The organism is Luteibacter sp. NPDC104163 (assembly GCF_055584245.1).
On sequence record NZ_JBVJMK010000002.1, the window covers coordinates 120727 to 137151 of the forward strand.

The 16425-nt window shown below is 65.4% G+C and carries 16 protein-coding genes; 15 read left to right on the forward strand and 1 reads right to left on the reverse strand.

What is annotated here, in order from left to right; all coding sequences use genetic code 11:
• Positions 1 to 112: 112 nt before the first annotated feature.
• The 6 genes from ACZ6YI_RS03720 to ACZ6YI_RS03745 all read left to right on the forward strand — a co-directional run bounded on the left by ACZ6YI_RS03720 (position 113) and on the right by ACZ6YI_RS03745 (position 3459).
• Positions 113 to 673: an isochorismatase family protein gene (locus tag ACZ6YI_RS03720; protein WP_465777476.1), complete on the forward strand. Its 561-nt coding sequence runs from the start codon at positions 113 to 115 to the stop codon at positions 671 to 673.
• A 2-nt stretch (positions 674 to 675) separates the two neighbouring features.
• On the forward strand, positions 676 to 1662 hold the full coding sequence (locus ACZ6YI_RS03725; protein WP_465777477.1) for a GlxA family transcriptional regulator: 987 nt from the start codon (positions 676 to 678) through the stop codon (positions 1660 to 1662).
• A gap of 127 nt (positions 1663 to 1789) precedes the next feature.
• Positions 1790 to 2209: a GFA family protein gene (locus tag ACZ6YI_RS03730; protein ID WP_465777478.1), complete on the forward strand. Its 420-nt coding sequence runs from the start codon at positions 1790 to 1792 to the stop codon at positions 2207 to 2209.
• Entirely contained in the window at positions 2206 to 2736 is a 531-nt protein-coding gene (locus ACZ6YI_RS03735; RefSeq protein ID WP_465777479.1) for a 2'-5' RNA ligase family protein, read from the forward strand. The genes ACZ6YI_RS03730 and ACZ6YI_RS03735 overlap by 4 nt, the downstream gene beginning before the upstream one ends.
• Positions 2737 to 2876: 140 nt before the next feature.
• Positions 2877 to 3155, forward strand: a complete 279-nt coding sequence (locus ACZ6YI_RS03740) for a type II toxin-antitoxin system RelE/ParE family toxin (RefSeq protein ID WP_465777480.1) — start codon at positions 2877 to 2879, stop codon at positions 3153 to 3155.
• A 10-nt stretch (positions 3156 to 3165) separates the two neighbouring features.
• A complete protein-coding gene (locus ACZ6YI_RS03745) occupies positions 3166 to 3459 on the forward strand; it encodes a HigA family addiction module antitoxin (RefSeq protein WP_440329360.1) in 294 nt (97 codons plus the stop codon).
• A gap of 5 nt (positions 3460 to 3464) precedes the next feature.
• Here ACZ6YI_RS03745 and ACZ6YI_RS03750 read toward each other — a convergent pair whose 3' ends face one another.
• Positions 3465 to 4670: a GGDEF domain-containing protein gene (locus ACZ6YI_RS03750; RefSeq protein WP_465777481.1), complete on the reverse strand. Its 1206-nt coding sequence runs from the start codon at positions 4668 to 4670 to the stop codon at positions 3465 to 3467.
• Positions 4671 to 5051: 381 nt separating this feature from the next.
• On the opposite strand from ACZ6YI_RS03750, the gene ACZ6YI_RS03755 reads away from it, so the two are divergent.
• From ACZ6YI_RS03755 to ACZ6YI_RS03795, 9 genes are all read left to right on the forward strand, one after another.
• Positions 5052 to 5591: a ribosome maturation factor RimP gene (locus tag ACZ6YI_RS03755; RefSeq protein WP_465777482.1), complete on the forward strand. Its 540-nt coding sequence runs from the start codon at positions 5052 to 5054 to the stop codon at positions 5589 to 5591.
• 45 nt (positions 5592 to 5636) lie between these two features.
• Positions 5637 to 7160 (forward strand): transcription termination factor NusA, encoded by a 1524-nt coding sequence (gene nusA / locus ACZ6YI_RS03760; RefSeq protein WP_440329355.1) that lies wholly within the window; start codon positions 5637 to 5639, stop codon positions 7158 to 7160.
• Between the two features lie 130 nt (positions 7161 to 7290).
• Positions 7291 to 10221 (forward strand): translation initiation factor IF-2, encoded by a 2931-nt coding sequence (infB, locus tag ACZ6YI_RS03765; protein ID WP_465777483.1) that lies wholly within the window; start codon positions 7291 to 7293, stop codon positions 10219 to 10221.
• Between the two features lie 60 nt (positions 10222 to 10281).
• Positions 10282 to 10665, forward strand: coding sequence for a 30S ribosome-binding factor RbfA (gene rbfA / locus ACZ6YI_RS03770; RefSeq protein ID WP_465777484.1), 384 nt, complete (start codon positions 10282 to 10284; stop codon positions 10663 to 10665).
• A gap of 75 nt (positions 10666 to 10740) precedes the next feature.
• Entirely contained in the window at positions 10741 to 11658 is a 918-nt protein-coding gene (gene truB, locus ACZ6YI_RS03775; protein ID WP_465777485.1) for a tRNA pseudouridine(55) synthase TruB, read from the forward strand.
• Between the two features lie 143 nt (positions 11659 to 11801).
• Entirely contained in the window at positions 11802 to 12071 is a 270-nt protein-coding gene (rpsO, locus tag ACZ6YI_RS03780) for a 30S ribosomal protein S15 (RefSeq protein ID WP_139983545.1), read from the forward strand.
• Positions 12072 to 12101: 30 nt separating this feature from the next.
• The gene (gene pnp / locus ACZ6YI_RS03785; RefSeq protein ID WP_465777486.1) at positions 12102 to 14207 is read left to right on the forward strand and encodes a polyribonucleotide nucleotidyltransferase; all 2106 of its coding nucleotides are present in this window, start codon (positions 12102 to 12104) and stop codon (positions 14205 to 14207) included.
• A gap of 175 nt (positions 14208 to 14382) precedes the next feature.
• Entirely contained in the window at positions 14383 to 15360 is a 978-nt protein-coding gene (locus tag ACZ6YI_RS03790) for a poly(R)-hydroxyalkanoic acid synthase subunit PhaE (protein WP_465777487.1), read from the forward strand.
• On the forward strand, positions 15357 to 16424 hold the full coding sequence (locus ACZ6YI_RS03795) for a class III poly(R)-hydroxyalkanoic acid synthase subunit PhaC (RefSeq protein WP_465777488.1): 1068 nt from the start codon (positions 15357 to 15359) through the stop codon (positions 16422 to 16424). Before ACZ6YI_RS03790 ends, ACZ6YI_RS03795 begins: the two co-directional genes overlap by 4 nt.
• The last annotated feature ends 1 nt before the right edge of the window (position 16425 follow it).

Genomic DNA, 16425 nt, shown 5'->3' on the forward strand with positions numbered 1-16425 from the left:
ATCGTCGCGGCCGACATGGCGTGAAATGTCCGGACCAGGACCGCTTTGGGCCTGTCGCCCGGCCGGCGGGCGGCGCAGACTGCATGTCATCGCCACCACCCATGGAACCGCCATGCTCGCCGATACCGCGCTTCTTGTCATCGATGTCCAGGAATCGTTTCGCCACCGGCCGTATTGGCGAGAGGAGGGCGTTTCGGAGTACGTCGTCCGCCAGCAGGCCCTGATTGACGGTGCGAGGGGACGAGGCATTCCCGTGGTCCGGATTTTCCATGTCGAGGAGGACGGGCCGTTTTCTGAGGGCTCTGGCTTCGTCGCGACGCTCGCGCCGCTACGCATCGATCCCGCGGCAACATTCCGCAAGCGCCGTCATTCTGCCTTGGTCGGCTCGGGCCTGGACGTTTGGCTGACGGAGCATGGCGTCCGGCGGGTCATCATTTCAGGGATCCGAACCGAGCAGTGCTGCGAAACCACCGCGCGTCATGCATCCGACCTCGGTTACCAGGTCGATTACGTGGGCGAGGCGACCCTGACGTTCCCGATGACTGACGCCACCGGGCGCGTGTGGAGTGCCGCGGAGATTCGCGCCCGCACCGAACTGGTCCTGGCGGATCGTTTTGCGCGCATCGCTACGGTCGAGGAGGCCCTGGCACAGGGGCTCGACAGGGCTGCGTAACAATGAATGTGCTCCCTATCTGTGTCGTCGTGCCCCCGCGGGTGCTCTTGCTGGACCTCGCCGGGCCGGTCGAAGTGCTGCGCAAGGCTAACCTCGTCCAGTCGGAGCTGCGTTTCGACGTGAGCTTCGTGGGGCCGCGGCGAAAGGTCGGGAGTTCCATCGGCCTTGGTATCGATGGCGTGATGCCGCTGCCTGCGCGCATAGCACCGGGAACCATGCTGGTGGTTCCGGGCTCCGCTGATGAGCCGATGGATGAGCGCCGCCTCTCGCCGGACGACGACGCCGAATCGGAGGAGGCCATCGTGGACTGGCTGGCTACGGTGGTGCGACCCGGGATCAGGGTCATGTCGATTTGCTCCGGCGCGATGCTGGTCGGGCGGGCGGGCCTGCTTGATGGCTTCGAGTGCACGACACACCACGCGAACACGGCCGAGCTTGCTGCTGCGGTGCCCGCCGCGAAAGTGCGCGAGAACCGCCTCTATGTGGAAGATGGCGAGCGTCTTAGCAGCGCGGGAATCACCTCGGGCATCGACCTCATGCTGCACATGGTTGCGCAGACGGTTGGGCCCGCTATCGCGGTGGCCGTCGCGCGCTATCTCGTGGTCTACCTGCGCCGTGCCGGTGCGGATCCCCAACTGTCGCCATGGCTGGAAGGACGCAACCACATGCACGCGGCGATCCACCGCGCACAGGATGCGGTAGCGGCCAATCCCGCCCGGGAGTGGCCGGTCGATGCGCTGGCCCGGGTGGCTGCCACCAGTCCGCGGCACCTCTCGCGCCTGTTCAATGAACACGCCGGCATGAGCGTGAGTGAATACGTTGGCCGCATGCGCCTGGCCCTGGCCCGTGAATTGTTGGCCGAATCGTGCCTGGATATAGAGGCGGTGGCCGAGCGCGCCGGGTTCGGATCTTCGCGCCAGCTCCGGCGCGCCTGGGCGAGGAATTATCCCGGCCCCCCCAGCCAGTTCCGGAACAACATCGCGGGCTGATGAATTGGTGCGATGCCAGACAAAGATCGAAGGGCAGGGCATGCTCGACGAGCCGCCCTGGCACTGGCTCGAGGATCGCTAGGCGTCGAGGCGCTACCATGGTGCGTAAAGCACAAGGGAGGGCACCATGCAGATCAGCGGCTCCTGCCATTGCGGCAACCTGGCGTTCGAACTGAGCTGGCCCGCCGGAGTCGCGGTAGCGCCACGTGCGTGCGCCTGTGCGTTCTGTCAGAAGCATGGCGCGGAATGGACGGCGCATCCCCATGCCTCGATACGCGTGCGCGTCGAGGATGGCCGCCTCGTATCGAAGTATCGCTTTGGCACGAACACGGCCGACTTCCACGTCTGCGCACGCTGTGGCGTGGTCGTCCTGTGCACCAGCGAGATCGACGGGAGCGTTTATGCCGTCGTCAACACACGTGCGTTCGAGGACCGCAGCATCCTTTCCGCGCCGGTCGCCGTAGACTTCGATGGCGAGGAAGAAGATGCCCGGCTCGGTCGCCGCGCACGGAACTGGATTGGTAACGTCGTGATCGAGGCCGTGTGAGCCGGACACTCCTCGCGTTGCTGGTGCCTGATGCGGAATCGCTCGTGGGTGATCTGCGTTCGCGGTTGGATCCAGCGGCGAAGCTCGGTCTTGGTGCGCACTTCACCGTTCTCTACCCGTTCTACGATTCGGAAGAAGTAACGAAGGCGCATCTCGAGACACTCGACGCTGTCGCAGCGATGCATCGTCCGCTGGTGTTCTCCCTTGATCGTGTCGGTACATTCCCTTCTACCGTCTGGCTCGCGCCGGCGCCTGACGCCGCCATCGTCGAACTCGCGCACGCTCTTGAGCACGCATTCCCTGGCAGGCCGGCAACGGGCCGCACCTTCGAGCGTTTTGTGCCCCACCTGTCCGTCGCTCGCAATCTGCGCCGGGCGGCTGAGCGCGAGGTGGTGGTGAGTGAACTCGAGCGGCGCCTGGAGCGAAGCAGTTCAAGGTGCACTTGCGAATCCGTTCACGTCATGGTGCGCGAAGCCACGCGGTGGCGCTCAGTCCATCAGAGTGAACTAGGTCCGGTTGATCGCTAGCCGCGGTCGCAGGTAGGGCTTTGTGGGCCACCGCCTACGCAAAGCGGGATGACGCCGTAGCGCACGGTCGGCCGTGCCCGATACCGCGTTCTCATCGAAGACGACATGATCGCTTATCGACAATCGATAAGTGATCTGGCATGATTGTTTCGTTCGCGGACAAAGACACCGGGGCCTTGTTTCAGGGTCGCTGCTCACGCCGCTGGGCTTCCATCGGGCGTATTGCTCGACGAAAACTGGCTCAACTGCACGCCGCGGCGACCCTTTCGTTCCTGGCTGCGCCGCCCGGGAACCGGCTGGAATTGCTGAAAGGCGACAGGGCGGGACAGTTCAGCATTCGAATCAACGATCAGTTCCGCATCTGCTTTCGTTGGGACGACGGCCATGCCCACGCCGTCGAAATCGTCGACTATCACTGAAGGGTCTGCCATGAGCCATCCACTTCCGCCCGTGCATCCCGGGGAAGTCCTCCGCGAGGATTACATGAAGCCGTTTGGCCTCTCCTCCAACGCACTTGCCCTGGCCATTGGGGTGACAGCCGCGCGCGTTAACGAGTTGGTTTCCGGCAAGCGTGGGATCACCGCTGACACTGCGCTGCGTCTGGCCCGGTACTTTGGCACTGACCCGCATAGCTGGATGAACCTGCAGCTGCATTATGAGCTGGAACTCGCGGAGCGCCGCATCGGCGATGCATTGGCCCGTATCCAGCCGCGCGCGGCCTGAGCAAATCAGTCAGCCACCCCAGCAGTGGCAAAAGCTGTATTCCCCTGCTTCACGGCGGGCTCCGAAACCATCGCCTCGACACGATCGCGGCCGGTGCGCTTAGCCTGGTAGAGGGCGGTGTCGGCGGTATCGATCAGGCTCTGGATGTGGGTGCCCGTACCGGTGGCTACGCCCACGCTCGTGGTGAAAAGGATCGGCTCGCCGCCGTAGGTGGCGGGCGAGGACTCGACCAGGGCGCGCAGGGACTCTGCCAGGGCCACGGCCACGTTCGCGCTGGTGCACGGCACGAGCAGCAGGAATTCTTCGCCGCCATAGCGCGAGAGAAGGGCGCGGCGGGGGATCCCGCCTTCGCGCAGGGTCCGGGTGAAGTGCTTCAGCACCGCATCGCCACCGGCGTGGCCCCACCGGTCGTTGATCGCCTTGAAATGGTCGAGGTCGAACAGGAGCACCGCGTGCGTCTGGTCGCGGTTGGCCTGGAACACGGGCGCCGCAGCCTTGAGCAGGGCGGTGCGGTTGAGCAGCCCGGTGAGGCCGTCGACGTCAGCAGCGACCCGCAGGTCATGGACCAGTCGCTGCGAGAGCATCAGGGTGAAGCCCGTGCTCAGCAGGAAGGTACAGAGGATGCCGAACAGGTAGTTCGAGGTCGTCAGCAGCGAGGCCAGCTCCGGCGTTTCAATCTCGGGATGGATTGAGACCAGGCCTCGAGCGAGGTAGAAGAGGATGTCGATGGTGAACACCAGCGCCGTGAAGAGGCTGCCCGCCCTTATCTCGCGCGGGGCACGCATCAGCAGCACGATCATCCAGGTGTCCCAGAGGATGCTCTTCAGCCCGAAAACGGCACTCTCGAGCGGCTGGCTGGGCGGCCAGGCCATGAAAGCCACCTGGATGAGCAGGAACACGCCGATGACCAGGGCCGGCCAGCGCCAGGGCAGGCGGTGGCCCAGGTGCATGGCGATGCCGACCAGCATCGCCGCGTTGGCCAGCGCGATCAGGGCGCTGCCGATGATGGCGGAAAGGAAACTGCCATTTTCATCGTAACCCTGGGCCAGGCCGGCGAAGGTCAGCAGCCAGAAGGCGGCCGCCCACACGTGCAGCGCCGCCATGCCGCGGAGCACCAGGCTCATCAGCGAGAAGCTCAACGCGATGGCGATGCCAACCGCCAGGCCGATAATGCCTAGCGTGTGGACATCCAGCCCGGTCACCCCATCCATCCGTCCGTATCCCCCCGATCGGCCATGGTTCCATTCTAGGGGCATTAACGCGCCGGATGGCGCGGGGTTACATCCGTCAGCGCAACCCTGGCGAACTTGCGCGTAGCGGGGGATTTGCGATAGAATTCCTGAATCTTAAGCGCCGTTAACCATCGATCGCGTATCGCGGGCCAACGTCGCTTCAGGACCTTTCTTTTTACAAGAAAGCCTCCTCGTGAGGCTTTTTTGTTGGGCGCAGGGAGCGCGTCCCGCGACACTCGTGAGCGCCGTCAGGCTTCTCGCAGGCGCTGTGGAGGGAAGTGTCGGGATACATCGGCGACGAAAGGAATGGGCCGTTCGAGCCCTTTTTTTGTTTCTGGCGACCAGAAAACCGTAGGTAACGTGGACACCAACGCACTAACACAACGCTTCTCGGAGATCGTGGCCGACCTCGGCCTCGAGGTGCTGGGCATCGAATTCCTTCCTGCCGGTGGCGGGCAGAGCACCCTGCGCGTCTTCCTGGATGTGCCGGAAGAGCTTCGCGAGGGCCGCGAGTCGCCGGAAGTCACCGTGGACGACTGCGAATCGGCCAGCCGCGAGTTCTCGGCGTGGCTGGACGTTGAAGATCCGATCCCCGGCAACTATGTACTGGAGGTCTCCTCCCCCGGCATCGACAGGCCCCTGTTCAGCGCCGCGCAGTTCGCGCGCGTCACGGGCCAGGAAGTGAAGGTGCTGCTGAAGGCTCCGATCGAGGGCCGCCGCCGTCTGAAAGGCAACGTCGTTGAAGTAAACGGCGAGCACATTGTGCTGGAAGGTGAGGCGGGCAAGTTCGAATTCGAACACGCGGACGTCGAGAGCGCCCGCGTGGTGCCGGATTGGGTGGCGCTGGGCTATGCCCCGCAGCCGAAGCCCAAGCCGGGCGAAAAGAAGAAATCCAAATAACGAAACGACGGGATGCCGCGGGGCATCCTCATGGGAGTAGCGGCAATGAGCAAAGAACTTTTGCTGGTAGTCGACGCGGTCGCCAACGAGAAGGGCGTGCCGCGCGATGTCATTTTTGAAGCCATGGAAGCGGCGCTCGCCTCGGCCGCCAAGAAGCGCTACCCCGAAGAGGATCCGGACATCTACGTCGAGATCGATTCCGACTCGGGCGATTACAAGACGTACCGTCGCTGGGAAGTCATCGCGGACGATGGCGAGATGGAGGATCCGTCCTTCCAGATCCGCCAGATGGACGTGGAAGACGAAGTCGCCGACGGTGGTGAGCTGATCGAGACCGCCGACGAGGGCCGCCTCTACATCCTGCGCCAGATCGAGAACGCCGAGTTCGGCCGCATCGCCGCGCAGGCCGCGAAGCAGGTCATCGTCCAGCGCGTCCGCGAAGCCGAGCGCCAGCAGGTCGTCGATGCCTTCATCGATCGCGTCGGCGAGCTGGTCACCGGCATCGTCAAGCGCGTCGAGCGTGGCAACGTCTACCTCGACCTGGGCAGCAACGCCGAGGCGTTCATTCCGCGCGACAAGACGATTCCCCGCGAATCGCACCGCGTGGGCGACCGCGTCCGCGGCTACCTCTACGAAGTGAAGTCGGAAATCCGTGGCCCGCAGCTGTTCGTCTCGCGCAGCGCACCGGAATTCATGATGGAGCTGTTCAAGCTCGAAGTGCCGGAAGTCGGCCAGGGCCTCGTCGAGATCAAGGGCTGCGCCCGTGATCCGGGCGATCGCGCCAAGATCGCCGTGGTCGCGCACGATACCCGCACCGATCCCATCGGCGCGTGCATCGGCATGCGTGGTTCGCGCGTGCAGGCGGTGTCCAACGAGCTCAATGGCGAGCGCGTCGACATCATCCTGTGGCACGACAACCAGGCCCAGTACGTCATCAACGCCATGGCACCGGCGGAAGTGCAGTCCATCATCATGGATGAAGAAAAGCACTCCATGGACATCGCGGTGGCCGAGGACAAGCTGTCCCAGGCTATCGGCCGCGGTGGCCAGAACGTGCGCCTTGCCAGCAAGCTCACCGGCTGGCAGCTCAACGTGATGACCCAGGACCAGGTCACCGCCAAGAGCGAAGCCGAACAGCAGGCCGCGCTGGCGCTGTTCCAGGACAAGCTCGAGGTCGACGCGGAAATCGCCGGCATCCTCGTGCAGGAAGGCTTCTCGTCGGTGGAAGAAATCGCCTACGTGCCGAGCGCCGAGCTGCTCGCCATCGAAGGTTTCGACGAAGACATCGTTGAAGAGCTCCGTGCCCGCGCCCGCGACGCACTGCTCACCCAGGCGCTGGCCGTCGAAGAGAACGTGGAAGGCCCGGACCAGGAACTCCTGGATCTGGAAGGTATGGATGAGGGTACGGCTTACGCGCTCGTCGAGCGCGGCATCCGCACGCTGGACGACCTGGGCGACCTGGCCGTCGATGAACTCATCGATATCGAAGGCATGACCGAGGAGCGCGCTTCGCAGCTGATCATGGCTGCGCGCGCCCCGATGATCGCCCGACTGGAGAAGGGCGGCTAAGCGCGTCACCGGAAGCGCCCCGGAGGGGCGCCCCGAGGGAGGCCACGCGGCTTCCCACCAGGGACGGAGGCAGCCTGAGATCGCATCGATGGCACGGGTTACGCGCGGGAACGGCGGAGAATGAAGAACGATGTCGGACGTCACTATTAAACAACTCGCCCAGGTACTGGGTATGCCGGTCGACAAGCTGCTTTCGCAGCTTGGCGAGGCCGGAATGAATTTCTCCACGGCGGAGCAGATCATCAGCAGCACCGAGAAGGTGAAGCTGCTGGGCTTCCTGCGCCGTACGCACGGCAAGAACGAACCCGCTCCCGAAGCGGAAGACAGCTCGCCGCGCCAGATCACGCTGAAGCGCCGCACCGTGGGTGAGCTGAAGGTCAGCTCCGGCTCCGGCCGTGGTGCGGGCCCGGCGAAGACGGTGAACGTGGAAGTGCGCGCCAAGCGCACCTACGTGAAGCGCAGCGCCATCGCCGACGAGGCACCGGTCGATAACGAGCGGGATGAAGCCGCGCGCCGGCTGGCCGAGTCGCAGGCCCAGCGGGAGCACGACGAAAACCAGCGCCGGGAAGAAGCCGAGCGTCGCGAGCAGGCCGAAGCCGAGCGTCGCGAAGCCGAGGCCGAGGCACGCCGCCAGGAAGAGGCTGCCATCGAGGCGCGCCGCCAGGCCGAGGAGCATGCCGCGGCTGAACGCGCACGCGCCGAGGAAGCCTCGCGCGCCGCGGCTGCGGCCGCCGACCAGGCAGCACCCGTGGCCGCCGCCCCGGCGGCACCGGCTGACGTGGCGGAGGCCGTGCCGGCCGCCGCTGGCGATGAGCCGGGTCACCAGACCGCCAAGCTCGATACGCGCTCGCTCGGCATGATCCTGCCGCGCATCCATGAGCCGCGTAAGCGTGAGCGCATTGTTTCCAAGCCGACGCCGCCGCCGGCGCCCGCACCGGCCCCGGCACCTGCCGCGGCCCGTCCGGCTGCGCCTGCCGCCCGTCCGGCCACGCCGGCCGCCGGTGCCGCACGTCCGGCGCCTGGCGCCGTCGCCGCTGCCAACGATACGCGCGGCAACGCGCGTCCGAAGCACGGTGGTGGCGGCGGTGCAGGCGCGGGCAACGGTCGCGGTGGTGATCGCGAGCCGGGTGGCAAGCGCTTCGCCGCTGGCGAAATGCACCTCTCCGACGCCGATCGTGCCCGCCGTTCCAGCGGCAAGGGTGGTCGCGGCAAGCCAGCGCGTGGTGGTCGTTCGGAGCCGTCGCGTGGCGCCGGCGCATCGAGCGGTCCGCACGGCTTCACCCGCCCGACGGCGGCTGTCGTTCGTGACGTGATCATCGGCGATAACAACCTCGTCGCCGATCTCGCCCAGAAGATGGCGGTGAAGGGCGCCGAGGTGGTGAAGGCCCTGTTCAAGATGGGCGTCATGGCCACGATCAACCAGACGATCGACCAGGACACCGCGACGCTCGTCATCGAAGAGCTGGGCCACAACCCGGTTCGCGCGACGGACAACAACGCCGAAGCGGCTCTCGCCTCGCACACCAGCGCAGCGGAACTCGAAGGCGACAAGGTCACGCGTCCGCCGGTCGTCACCATCATGGGCCATGTCGACCACGGCAAGACCTCGCTGCTCGACTACATCCGTCGCACCAAGGTCGCGTCGGGCGAAGCCGGTGGCATCACGCAGCACATCGGCGCGTACCACGTCGAAACCAGTCGCGGCGTCATCACGTTCCTGGATACCCCGGGCCACGCGGCGTTCACCGCCATGCGTGCGCGCGGTGCGCAGTCCACCGATATCGTGGTGCTGGTCGTGGCCGGCGATGACGGCGTCATGCCGCAGACCGTCGAAGCGGTGAAGCATGCGCGCGCCGCCAAGGTGCCGCTGATCGTCGCGCTGACCAAGATGGACAAGTCGGACACCAACGTCGACCACGTCAAGCAGGGCCTCGGCAACCTCGAGGTCATCCCGGAAGAGTGGGGTGGCGATACGCCGTTCGTGCCGGTGTCCGCGAAGACGGGCATGGGCATCGACGACCTGCTCGACGCGATCTCGATCCAGGCCGAAGTGATGGAGCTCAAGGCCGTGGCCGATGGCCGCGCCTCGGGTGTCGTCATCGAATCCAGCCTCGATCGTGGCCGCGGTCCGGTCGCCACCGTGCTGGTCCAGCAGGGCACGCTGAAGAAGGGCGACTTCGTCGTCTGCGGCGTGGAATACGGCCGCATGCGTGCGCTGATCGACGAAACCGGCAAGCAGGTCAACGAAGCCGGCCCGTCGATCCCCGTGCAGGTGCTGGGCCTTTCCGGCGTGCCGGAATCGGGTGACGACTTCGTCGCTGTCGAAGACGAGCGCCTGGCCCGCCAGGTGGCCGCCGAGCGCCAGCAGAAGCGTCGCGAGACCCGCCTGGTCACCAAGTCGAACCGCCTCGAAGACATCATGGCCCAGATGGGCCAGGGCGAAGGCCAGCAGACCCTCAACATCCTGGTCAAGGCCGATGTGCAGGGTTCGGTCGAAGCCCTGCGCGATTCGCTGACCCAGATCGGCAACGACCGGGTCAAGGTCAACGTCATCTCGTCCGGCGTCGGTGGCATCACCGAATCGGAAGCCCAGCTGGCCGCCGCCTCGAAGGCGCTGGTCATCGGCTTCAACGTCCGTGCCGATGCCTCGGCGCGCAAGGTGATCGATACGGCGGGCCTCGATGTCCGTTACTTCTCGATCATCTACGACGTCATCGACCAGGTGAAGCAGGCCGCGTCGGGTCTCCTCGGCATGGAAGTGCGCGAAGAGATCATCGGCGTTGCCCAGGTCCGCGACGTGTTCCGTTCGTCGAAGTTCGGCGCGGTGGCCGGCTGCATGGTCATCGAAGGCATCGTCAAGCGTTCCAAGCCGATCCGCGTGCTGCGCGACAACGTTGTCGTGTTCCAGGGTGAACTGGAATCGCTGCGCCGCTTCAAGGAGCTGGTGGACGAAGTCCGCAACGGCACCGAATGCGGTATCGCGGTGAAGCAGTACAACGATGTGAAGGTGGGCGACCAGATCGAGTGCTTCGAGCGCATCGAAGTGGCCCGCACGCTGTAATTGGAAGACCCTGCCTCCCCGGTTCGCCGGGGAGGCTTTTCTCGTTTATAGGAGGCGGATATGCCGTCCCGTGATTTCAAGCGAACCGACCGCGTCTCCGCCGAGCTGCGCCGTGAAATCGGCCTGCTGGTGCACGCCGCCGTGCGCGAGCATGCGCTGCCCTCGGTCAGTGTCTCCGACGTGGAGACCACCAAGGACCTGGACGTGGCGACCGTATGGGTCACCGCGCTCATGCCGGAGAAGTCGGCCGAGGCCGTGAAGGCGCTCAAGGAGCTTGCCAAGGAATTCCGCCGCGAGCTCTCGCGCTCCATGCGTTTGCGTCGCGTGCCCGAGCTGCGCTTCAAGTACGACGAGTCGGTCGACCGCGCCGAGCGCATCGAAACGCTGCTGCGCGAGAACCCGGTCCCGCCGGCCCCGGCCGACGACGAAGCTGCCGACTCCTGATCTGATCCTGAGCCTATCTTGTGGGAGCGCGCTTGCGCGCGATCGCGCGCAAGCGCGCTCCCACATATCTTTGATATGAACCGTCGCTCATTCCGTGACATCCACGGCATCCTCCTGCTCGACAAGCCGCTCGGCCTGAGTTCCAACCAGGCCTTGCAGACGGCGCGTCGACTGGTGGGCGCGGCCAAGGGCGGGCACACCGGCAGCCTCGATCCGCTGGCCACCGGCCTGCTACCGCTTTGCTTTGGCGAAGCCACCAAGATCGCCGGCTGGCTGCTGGGTTCGCGCAAGGCCTACGAGGCCGAGGTGAAACTGGGTGCCACCACGACCACGGCCGACCTGGAAGGCGAGGTCGTGGAAGCCCGACCGGTACCGGTCCTCGACGATGCCCTGGTCGAAGCGGCGCTCGCGCCCCTGCGCGGCCGCATCACCCAGGTCCCACCGGCCTATTCGGCCATCAAGCAGGATGGCGTGCCTCTGTATGTGCGCGCCCGGCGCGGCGAGGCGGTCGACGTGCCGTCGCGTGAGGTCGAGGTTTACCGGCTCGAGGTGATCGAGCGGGCAGGGGACACCCTGCGCCTGCACGTCGAGTGCGGTTCGGGTACCTATGTCCGCAGCCTGGCGGTCGACCTGGGAGCCAACCTCGGTTGTGGCGCCCACCTCACGGGCCTGCGCCGGTTGTGGGTCGAGCCGTTCATGGCGCCGGCCATGGTCACGCTGGACGAACTGCGCGCGGCCGCTGAAACCGGGCCGGACCCGCTCGAAGCCTGCCTGCTTCCCGTCGATGCCGGGCTCGCCCATATTCCCCGGGTGGAACTCGATATGGAACAGACCCGTGTGCTCGGCTTCGGCCAGCCGGTACCCCTCGGCGCCGGTGCCGCCACCGGCCGGTGCGGCGTCTGGGGTGCCGACGGGCGCCTGATGGCGCTCGGCGAGGTCGGTGAAGACGGTATTTTGAAGGTTCTCAGGGGCTTCAACCTCCCAACCCCCTGACCGGGCTTGTTGCCGCTACGCGCAGGACGTTACAATTACGTGCTCGTTTAACAGCTTTCATCAAAGCGAGGCTTGCGCAACTTCATCGGTGGCCGTTGAGGTTGCGCAAGTCTCGCATCCGCTTTTTTAAGGAATCGATACACATGTCGCTCACCGTCGAACAGACCAGCCAGATCATCAAGGACTACGGTCGCAAGGATAACGACACCGGCTCGACCGAAGTCCAGGTCGCGCTGCTGTCCGCGAACATCACCGCGCTGCAGGATCACTTCCAGGCGCACAAGCAGGACCACCACTCGCGTCGCGGTCTGCTGAAGATGGTCAACAAGCGCAAGACGCTGCTGGCCTACCTCAAGAAGAGCGACCTCGCTCGCTACCAGACCCTCATCGAACGCCTTGGCCTGCGCCGCTAAACCACCGGATCAGGACGAGGAGACAACGAAGTGGCGAAAGTAACCAAGTCATTCCAGTACGGTAGTCACGAAGTCACGCTGGAGACGGGCGAAATCGCCCGCCAGGCGTCCGGTGCGGTCATGGTCAGCATGGGCGGCACCGTCGTCCTGGTGACCGTTGTCGCCGCTCCGAAGGCCCGCGAAGGCCAGGACTTCTTCCCGCTCACGGTCGACTACATGGAGAAGTTCTACTCCGCGGGTCGCATCCCGGGTGGCTTCTTCAAGCGCGAAGGCCGCCCGACCGAGAAGGAGACGCTGACCTCGCGCCTCATCGATCGTCCGCTTCGTCCGCTGTTCCCGGAAGAGTTCCGCAACGAAATCCAGGTCATCGCGCAGGTTGTCTCGCTGAACCCGGAAGTCGATGGTGACATCCCGGCGCTCATCGGCGCCTCGGCCGCCATGTCGCTCGCCGGCGTGCCCTTCAAGGGCCCGATCGGTGCCGCGCGCGTCGGTTACGCCAACGGCCAGTACATCCTCAACCCGACCGCCACCCAGCTGAAGACCTCGGACCTCGACCTCGTCGTGGCCGGTACCTCCAGCGCGGTGATGATGGTCGAGTCGGAAGCCAAGCTGCTCAGCGAAGACGTCATGCTGGGTTCGGTGGTGTTCGGTCACCAGCAGATGCAGGTCGCGATCGACACGATCAACGCCTTCGTCGCTGAAGCCGGCGCCAAGAACTTCAAGTGGGAAGCCCCGGCGGCCAAGACGGCCCTGTACGACGCGGTCAAGGCCGCCGTCGGCAACCGTTTCGCCGAAGCCTTCCAGATCCGCGACAAGCTGGCTCGCCGCGACGTCATCAGCGCGCTCAAGAGCGACGTGAAGACGGCCATCGCCGCCGACGCCGAAGCCAACGGCTGGACCGATGGCGACATCGGCGCCGCCTTCGGTGAAGTCGAGTACCGCACCCTGCGTGACGGCGTGCTCAGCACGAAGGTCCGCATCGACGGCCGCCAGCTCGACGACGTCCGCCCGATCACCGTCCGCGTCGGCGTCCTGCCGCGCACCCACGGTTCGGCGCTGTTCACCCGCGGCGAAACCCAGGCGCTGGTCGTTGCCACGCTCGGCACCACCCGCGATTCGCAGATCATCGATGCGCCGGAAGGCGAGTGGAAGGACACGTTCCTGTTCCACTACAACTTCCCCCCGTTCTCGGTGGGCGAAACCGGCCGCGTCGGCAGCCCGAAGCGTCGCGAAGTCGGCCATGGCCGCCTCGCCAAGCGCGGCGTGCAGGCCGTCAAGCCGACGATCGAAGAGTTCCCGTACGTCGTCCGCGTCGTCTCGGAAATCACCGAGTCGAACGGTTCCTCGTCGATGGCCTCGGTCTGCGGTTCCTCGCTGGCCATGATGGACGCTGGCGTCCCGCTCAAGGCGCCGGTCGCGGGTATCGCGATGGGCCTGGTGAAGGAAGGCAACGACTTCGTCGTGCTCTCCGACATCCTGGGTGACGAAGACCACCTCGGCGACATGGACTTCAAGGTGGCCGGTACCGCCGATGGCGTCTCCGCGCTGCAGATGGACATCAAGGTCGACGGCATCACCGAAGAGATCATGCGCACGGCGCTGGCCCAGGCCAAGCGTGGTCGCCTGCACATCCTCGGCGAGATGGCCAAGGTCATCACCGAAGCCCGTTCGGAGATGAGCGAGTACGCCCCGCGCCTGCTCACCATCAAGATCCACCCGGACAAGATCCGCGAAGTCATCGGCAAGGGCGGCGCCACCATCCGCTCGATCACCGACGAGACCGGCACCACCATCGACATCACGGACGACGGCAACGTCGTGATCGCCTCGGTCAACCGTGAAGCCGCCGAAGCCGCCCGTAAGCGCATCGAGCAGATCGTCTCCGACGTCGAGCCGGGCCGCATCTACGAAGGCAAGGTCGCGAAGCTGATGGATTTCGGCGCGTTCGTCACCATCATGCCGGGCAAGGACGGCCTCGTGCACGTCTCGCAGATCTCCAGCGAGCGTGTCGAGAAGGTCTCCGACAAGCTGAAGGAAGGCGACATCGTCAAGGTGAAGGTCCTCGAAGTCGATAAGCAGGGCCGTATCCGCCTGTCGATGAAGGCCGTGACCGAAGAAGAAAACGCCGCGGGCTGATCACCGCCCCGGTAACGACAAAAAGCCCGGCCCCGAAAGGTGCCGGGCTTTTTGTTTTCTGCCTCTTGTGGGAGCGCGCTTGCGCGCGATGGGTGCTCGCCAGTACGTCCATCGCGCGCAAGCGCGCTCCCACGACGCTGGTGTCGTTGGTCGTTCGGTGCCGTACCATACCCCCATGGCTGATAAACCGAACGATTTCATCGACCAGTACCAGGCTTTCGTGCGCCAGGGCGTTGAATCCTGGGCGCGGCAGTTCGATCCGGGCGCCACGCCGGCCGAGGCGCCTTCCGCCGACATCGTGGGCCGCCTTTTCGCGGGCCTCGGTGGCTACGGCGACTGGATGCGCGCCTTCACCTCGGGTGAGCCGCCGGCCTCGCCGTTCGCCCACGGCACGCCGCCCTTTGGGCAGCCCGGGCCGGGCGCGGGTTTCGCTCCATTCGGCTATGGGCCGCCTCCAGGCGCCCAACCGGGCTCGGAGGGCTTCGATGACTGGGCGCGCGTGGCGCGCGAGACCTTGTCGATGCCCGCGCTTGGGCTCACCCGTGAGCAGCAGGAGGAGCAGCAGGCGTTACTGCTCGCATGGATCGAATACGCCCAGCATTACGCGCGTTACCAGGCATTACTGCAGCGCGTGCAGGAGCGCGCCGGCGAGACGCTGCGCTCGCACGGCACGCCTGCCGATGCCGATAGCCTGCGTGCGATCTACGACCGCTGGGTGAACTTCTCCGAAGAGAGCTACGCCGATGCAGCAATGTCGGCGGAGTTCCAGGAGGTGTACGCCGCGCTCGTGAATGCGCAGATGCGCCTGAAGGTGCTGCAGCAGCGGCAGGTAGAGCGGGTCGCGGCGCAGGTCGGCCTGCCGACACGTCGCGAGGTCGATAGCCTCGGCGAGCGCCTGCAGGCGGTGCGCCGTGAGTTGCGGCAGATGCATGGCCTGAAGGCTGAGGTTGAAGCGCTGCGTGCGGAGGTTGCCGCGTTGCGTGGTGCGGGTGGCGGTATCGCGGCCAAGGCCGCTCCCACAAAAGCCGCTGATGCCGCCAAGGTCGCTAAGGCTGCCAAAGTCACCAAGGTCACTAAGGCCACTAAGGCTACGAAGGCTACGAAGGCTACGAAGGCTACGAAGGCCGCTAAGTCCAGGGCTCGCGCACGATGAGCGCGAATCCGTTCCACATCGATCCCGAGCGCGCACGCGAGGAAGTCGAGGCCTTTCGCCGCAAGGTGGAGGCGGGGATGCAGACGCTGAAGAACGTCGGCCCCATCGAGCTCGGCACCACCCCGCGCGAAGCGGTCTACACCGAAGACAAGCTGACGCTCTGGCACTTCAAGGGGACGAAGAAGCCCACCGCGAAGGTACCGCTGCTGATCTGCTACGCGCTGGTCAACACGCCGTGGATGGTCGACCTCCAGGAAGATCGCTCGATGGTGCGCAACCTGCTGGAGCAGGGTGAAGACGTGTACCTCATCGATTGGGGTTATCCCGACGGTGCCGACCGATGGCTCACGCTCGAGGATTACATCGACGGCTACCTCGACCGCTGCGTCGATGTGATCCGTCGCCGCCACGCGCTCGATGCGATCAACCTGCTCGGGATCTGCCAGGGCGGTGTGTTCTCGTTGTGCTACACGGCGCTGCACGGCGACAAGGTGAAGAACCTCGTCACCATGGTGACACCCGTGGATTTCCACACGCCCGATAACATGCTTTCGCATTGGGCGCGCAACGTCGATATCGATCTGTTCGTCGATACGATCGGCAATATCCCCGCCGACCTGATGAACTTCGCGTACCTCACGCTGAAGCCGCTGCGCCTCAACCAGCAGAAGTACGTCGCGATGGTCGATATCCTCGATAACCCGAAGGAAGTGGAAAACTTCCTGCGGATGGAGAAGTGGATCTTCGATTCCCCGGACCAGGCGGGTGAGACCTTCCGCCAGTTCGCGCGCGATTTCTTCCAGAAGAACCTGTTGATCAAGGGCAAGGCCACGATTGGTGGCCATACCATCGACCTCGGTACGATCACCCAGCCCGTGCTGAACATCTACGCGGAGCAGGATCACCTGGTGCCGCCGGCTGCCTCCATTCCGCTCAAGGATGCGGTGGGCAGCAAAGACTACACCGCGCTCCCGTTCCCCGGCGGCCACATCGGCATCTACGTCTCCGGCCGCGCGCAGAAACTGGTCCCCCCGGCCATCCACGACTGGCTGAAAAACCGCTAAC

Coding starts and splice junctions, on each gene's coding strand:
- rpsO (WP_139983545.1), top strand. CDS start 11,802: ATGTCGCTCACCGTCGAACAGACCAGCCAGATCATCAAGGACTACGGT.
- truB (WP_465777485.1), top strand. CDS start 10,741: ATGAACCGTCGCTCATTCCGTGACATCCACGGCATCCTCCTGCTCGAC.
- ACZ6YI_RS03790 (WP_465777487.1), top strand. CDS start 14,383: ATGGCTGATAAACCGAACGATTTCATCGACCAGTACCAGGCTTTCGTG.
- nusA (WP_440329355.1), top strand. CDS start 5,637: ATGAGCAAAGAACTTTTGCTGGTAGTCGACGCGGTCGCCAACGAGAAG.
- infB (WP_465777483.1), top strand. CDS start 7,291: ATGTCGGACGTCACTATTAAACAACTCGCCCAGGTACTGGGTATGCCG.
- ACZ6YI_RS03745 (WP_440329360.1), top strand. CDS start 3,166: ATGAGCCATCCACTTCCGCCCGTGCATCCCGGGGAAGTCCTCCGCGAG.
- ACZ6YI_RS03750 (WP_465777481.1), bottom strand. CDS start 4,670: ATGGATGGGGTGACCGGGCTGGATGTCCACACGCTAGGCATTATCGGC.
- ACZ6YI_RS03795 (WP_465777488.1), top strand. CDS start 15,357: ATGAGCGCGAATCCGTTCCACATCGATCCCGAGCGCGCACGCGAGGAA.
- ACZ6YI_RS03730 (WP_465777478.1), top strand. CDS start 1,790: ATGCAGATCAGCGGCTCCTGCCATTGCGGCAACCTGGCGTTCGAACTG.
- ACZ6YI_RS03725 (WP_465777477.1), top strand. CDS start 676: ATGAATGTGCTCCCTATCTGTGTCGTCGTGCCCCCGCGGGTGCTCTTG.
- ACZ6YI_RS03740 (WP_465777480.1), top strand. CDS start 2,877: ATGATTGTTTCGTTCGCGGACAAAGACACCGGGGCCTTGTTTCAGGGT.
- ACZ6YI_RS03720 (WP_465777476.1), top strand. CDS start 113: ATGCTCGCCGATACCGCGCTTCTTGTCATCGATGTCCAGGAATCGTTT.
- rbfA (WP_465777484.1), top strand. CDS start 10,282: ATGCCGTCCCGTGATTTCAAGCGAACCGACCGCGTCTCCGCCGAGCTG.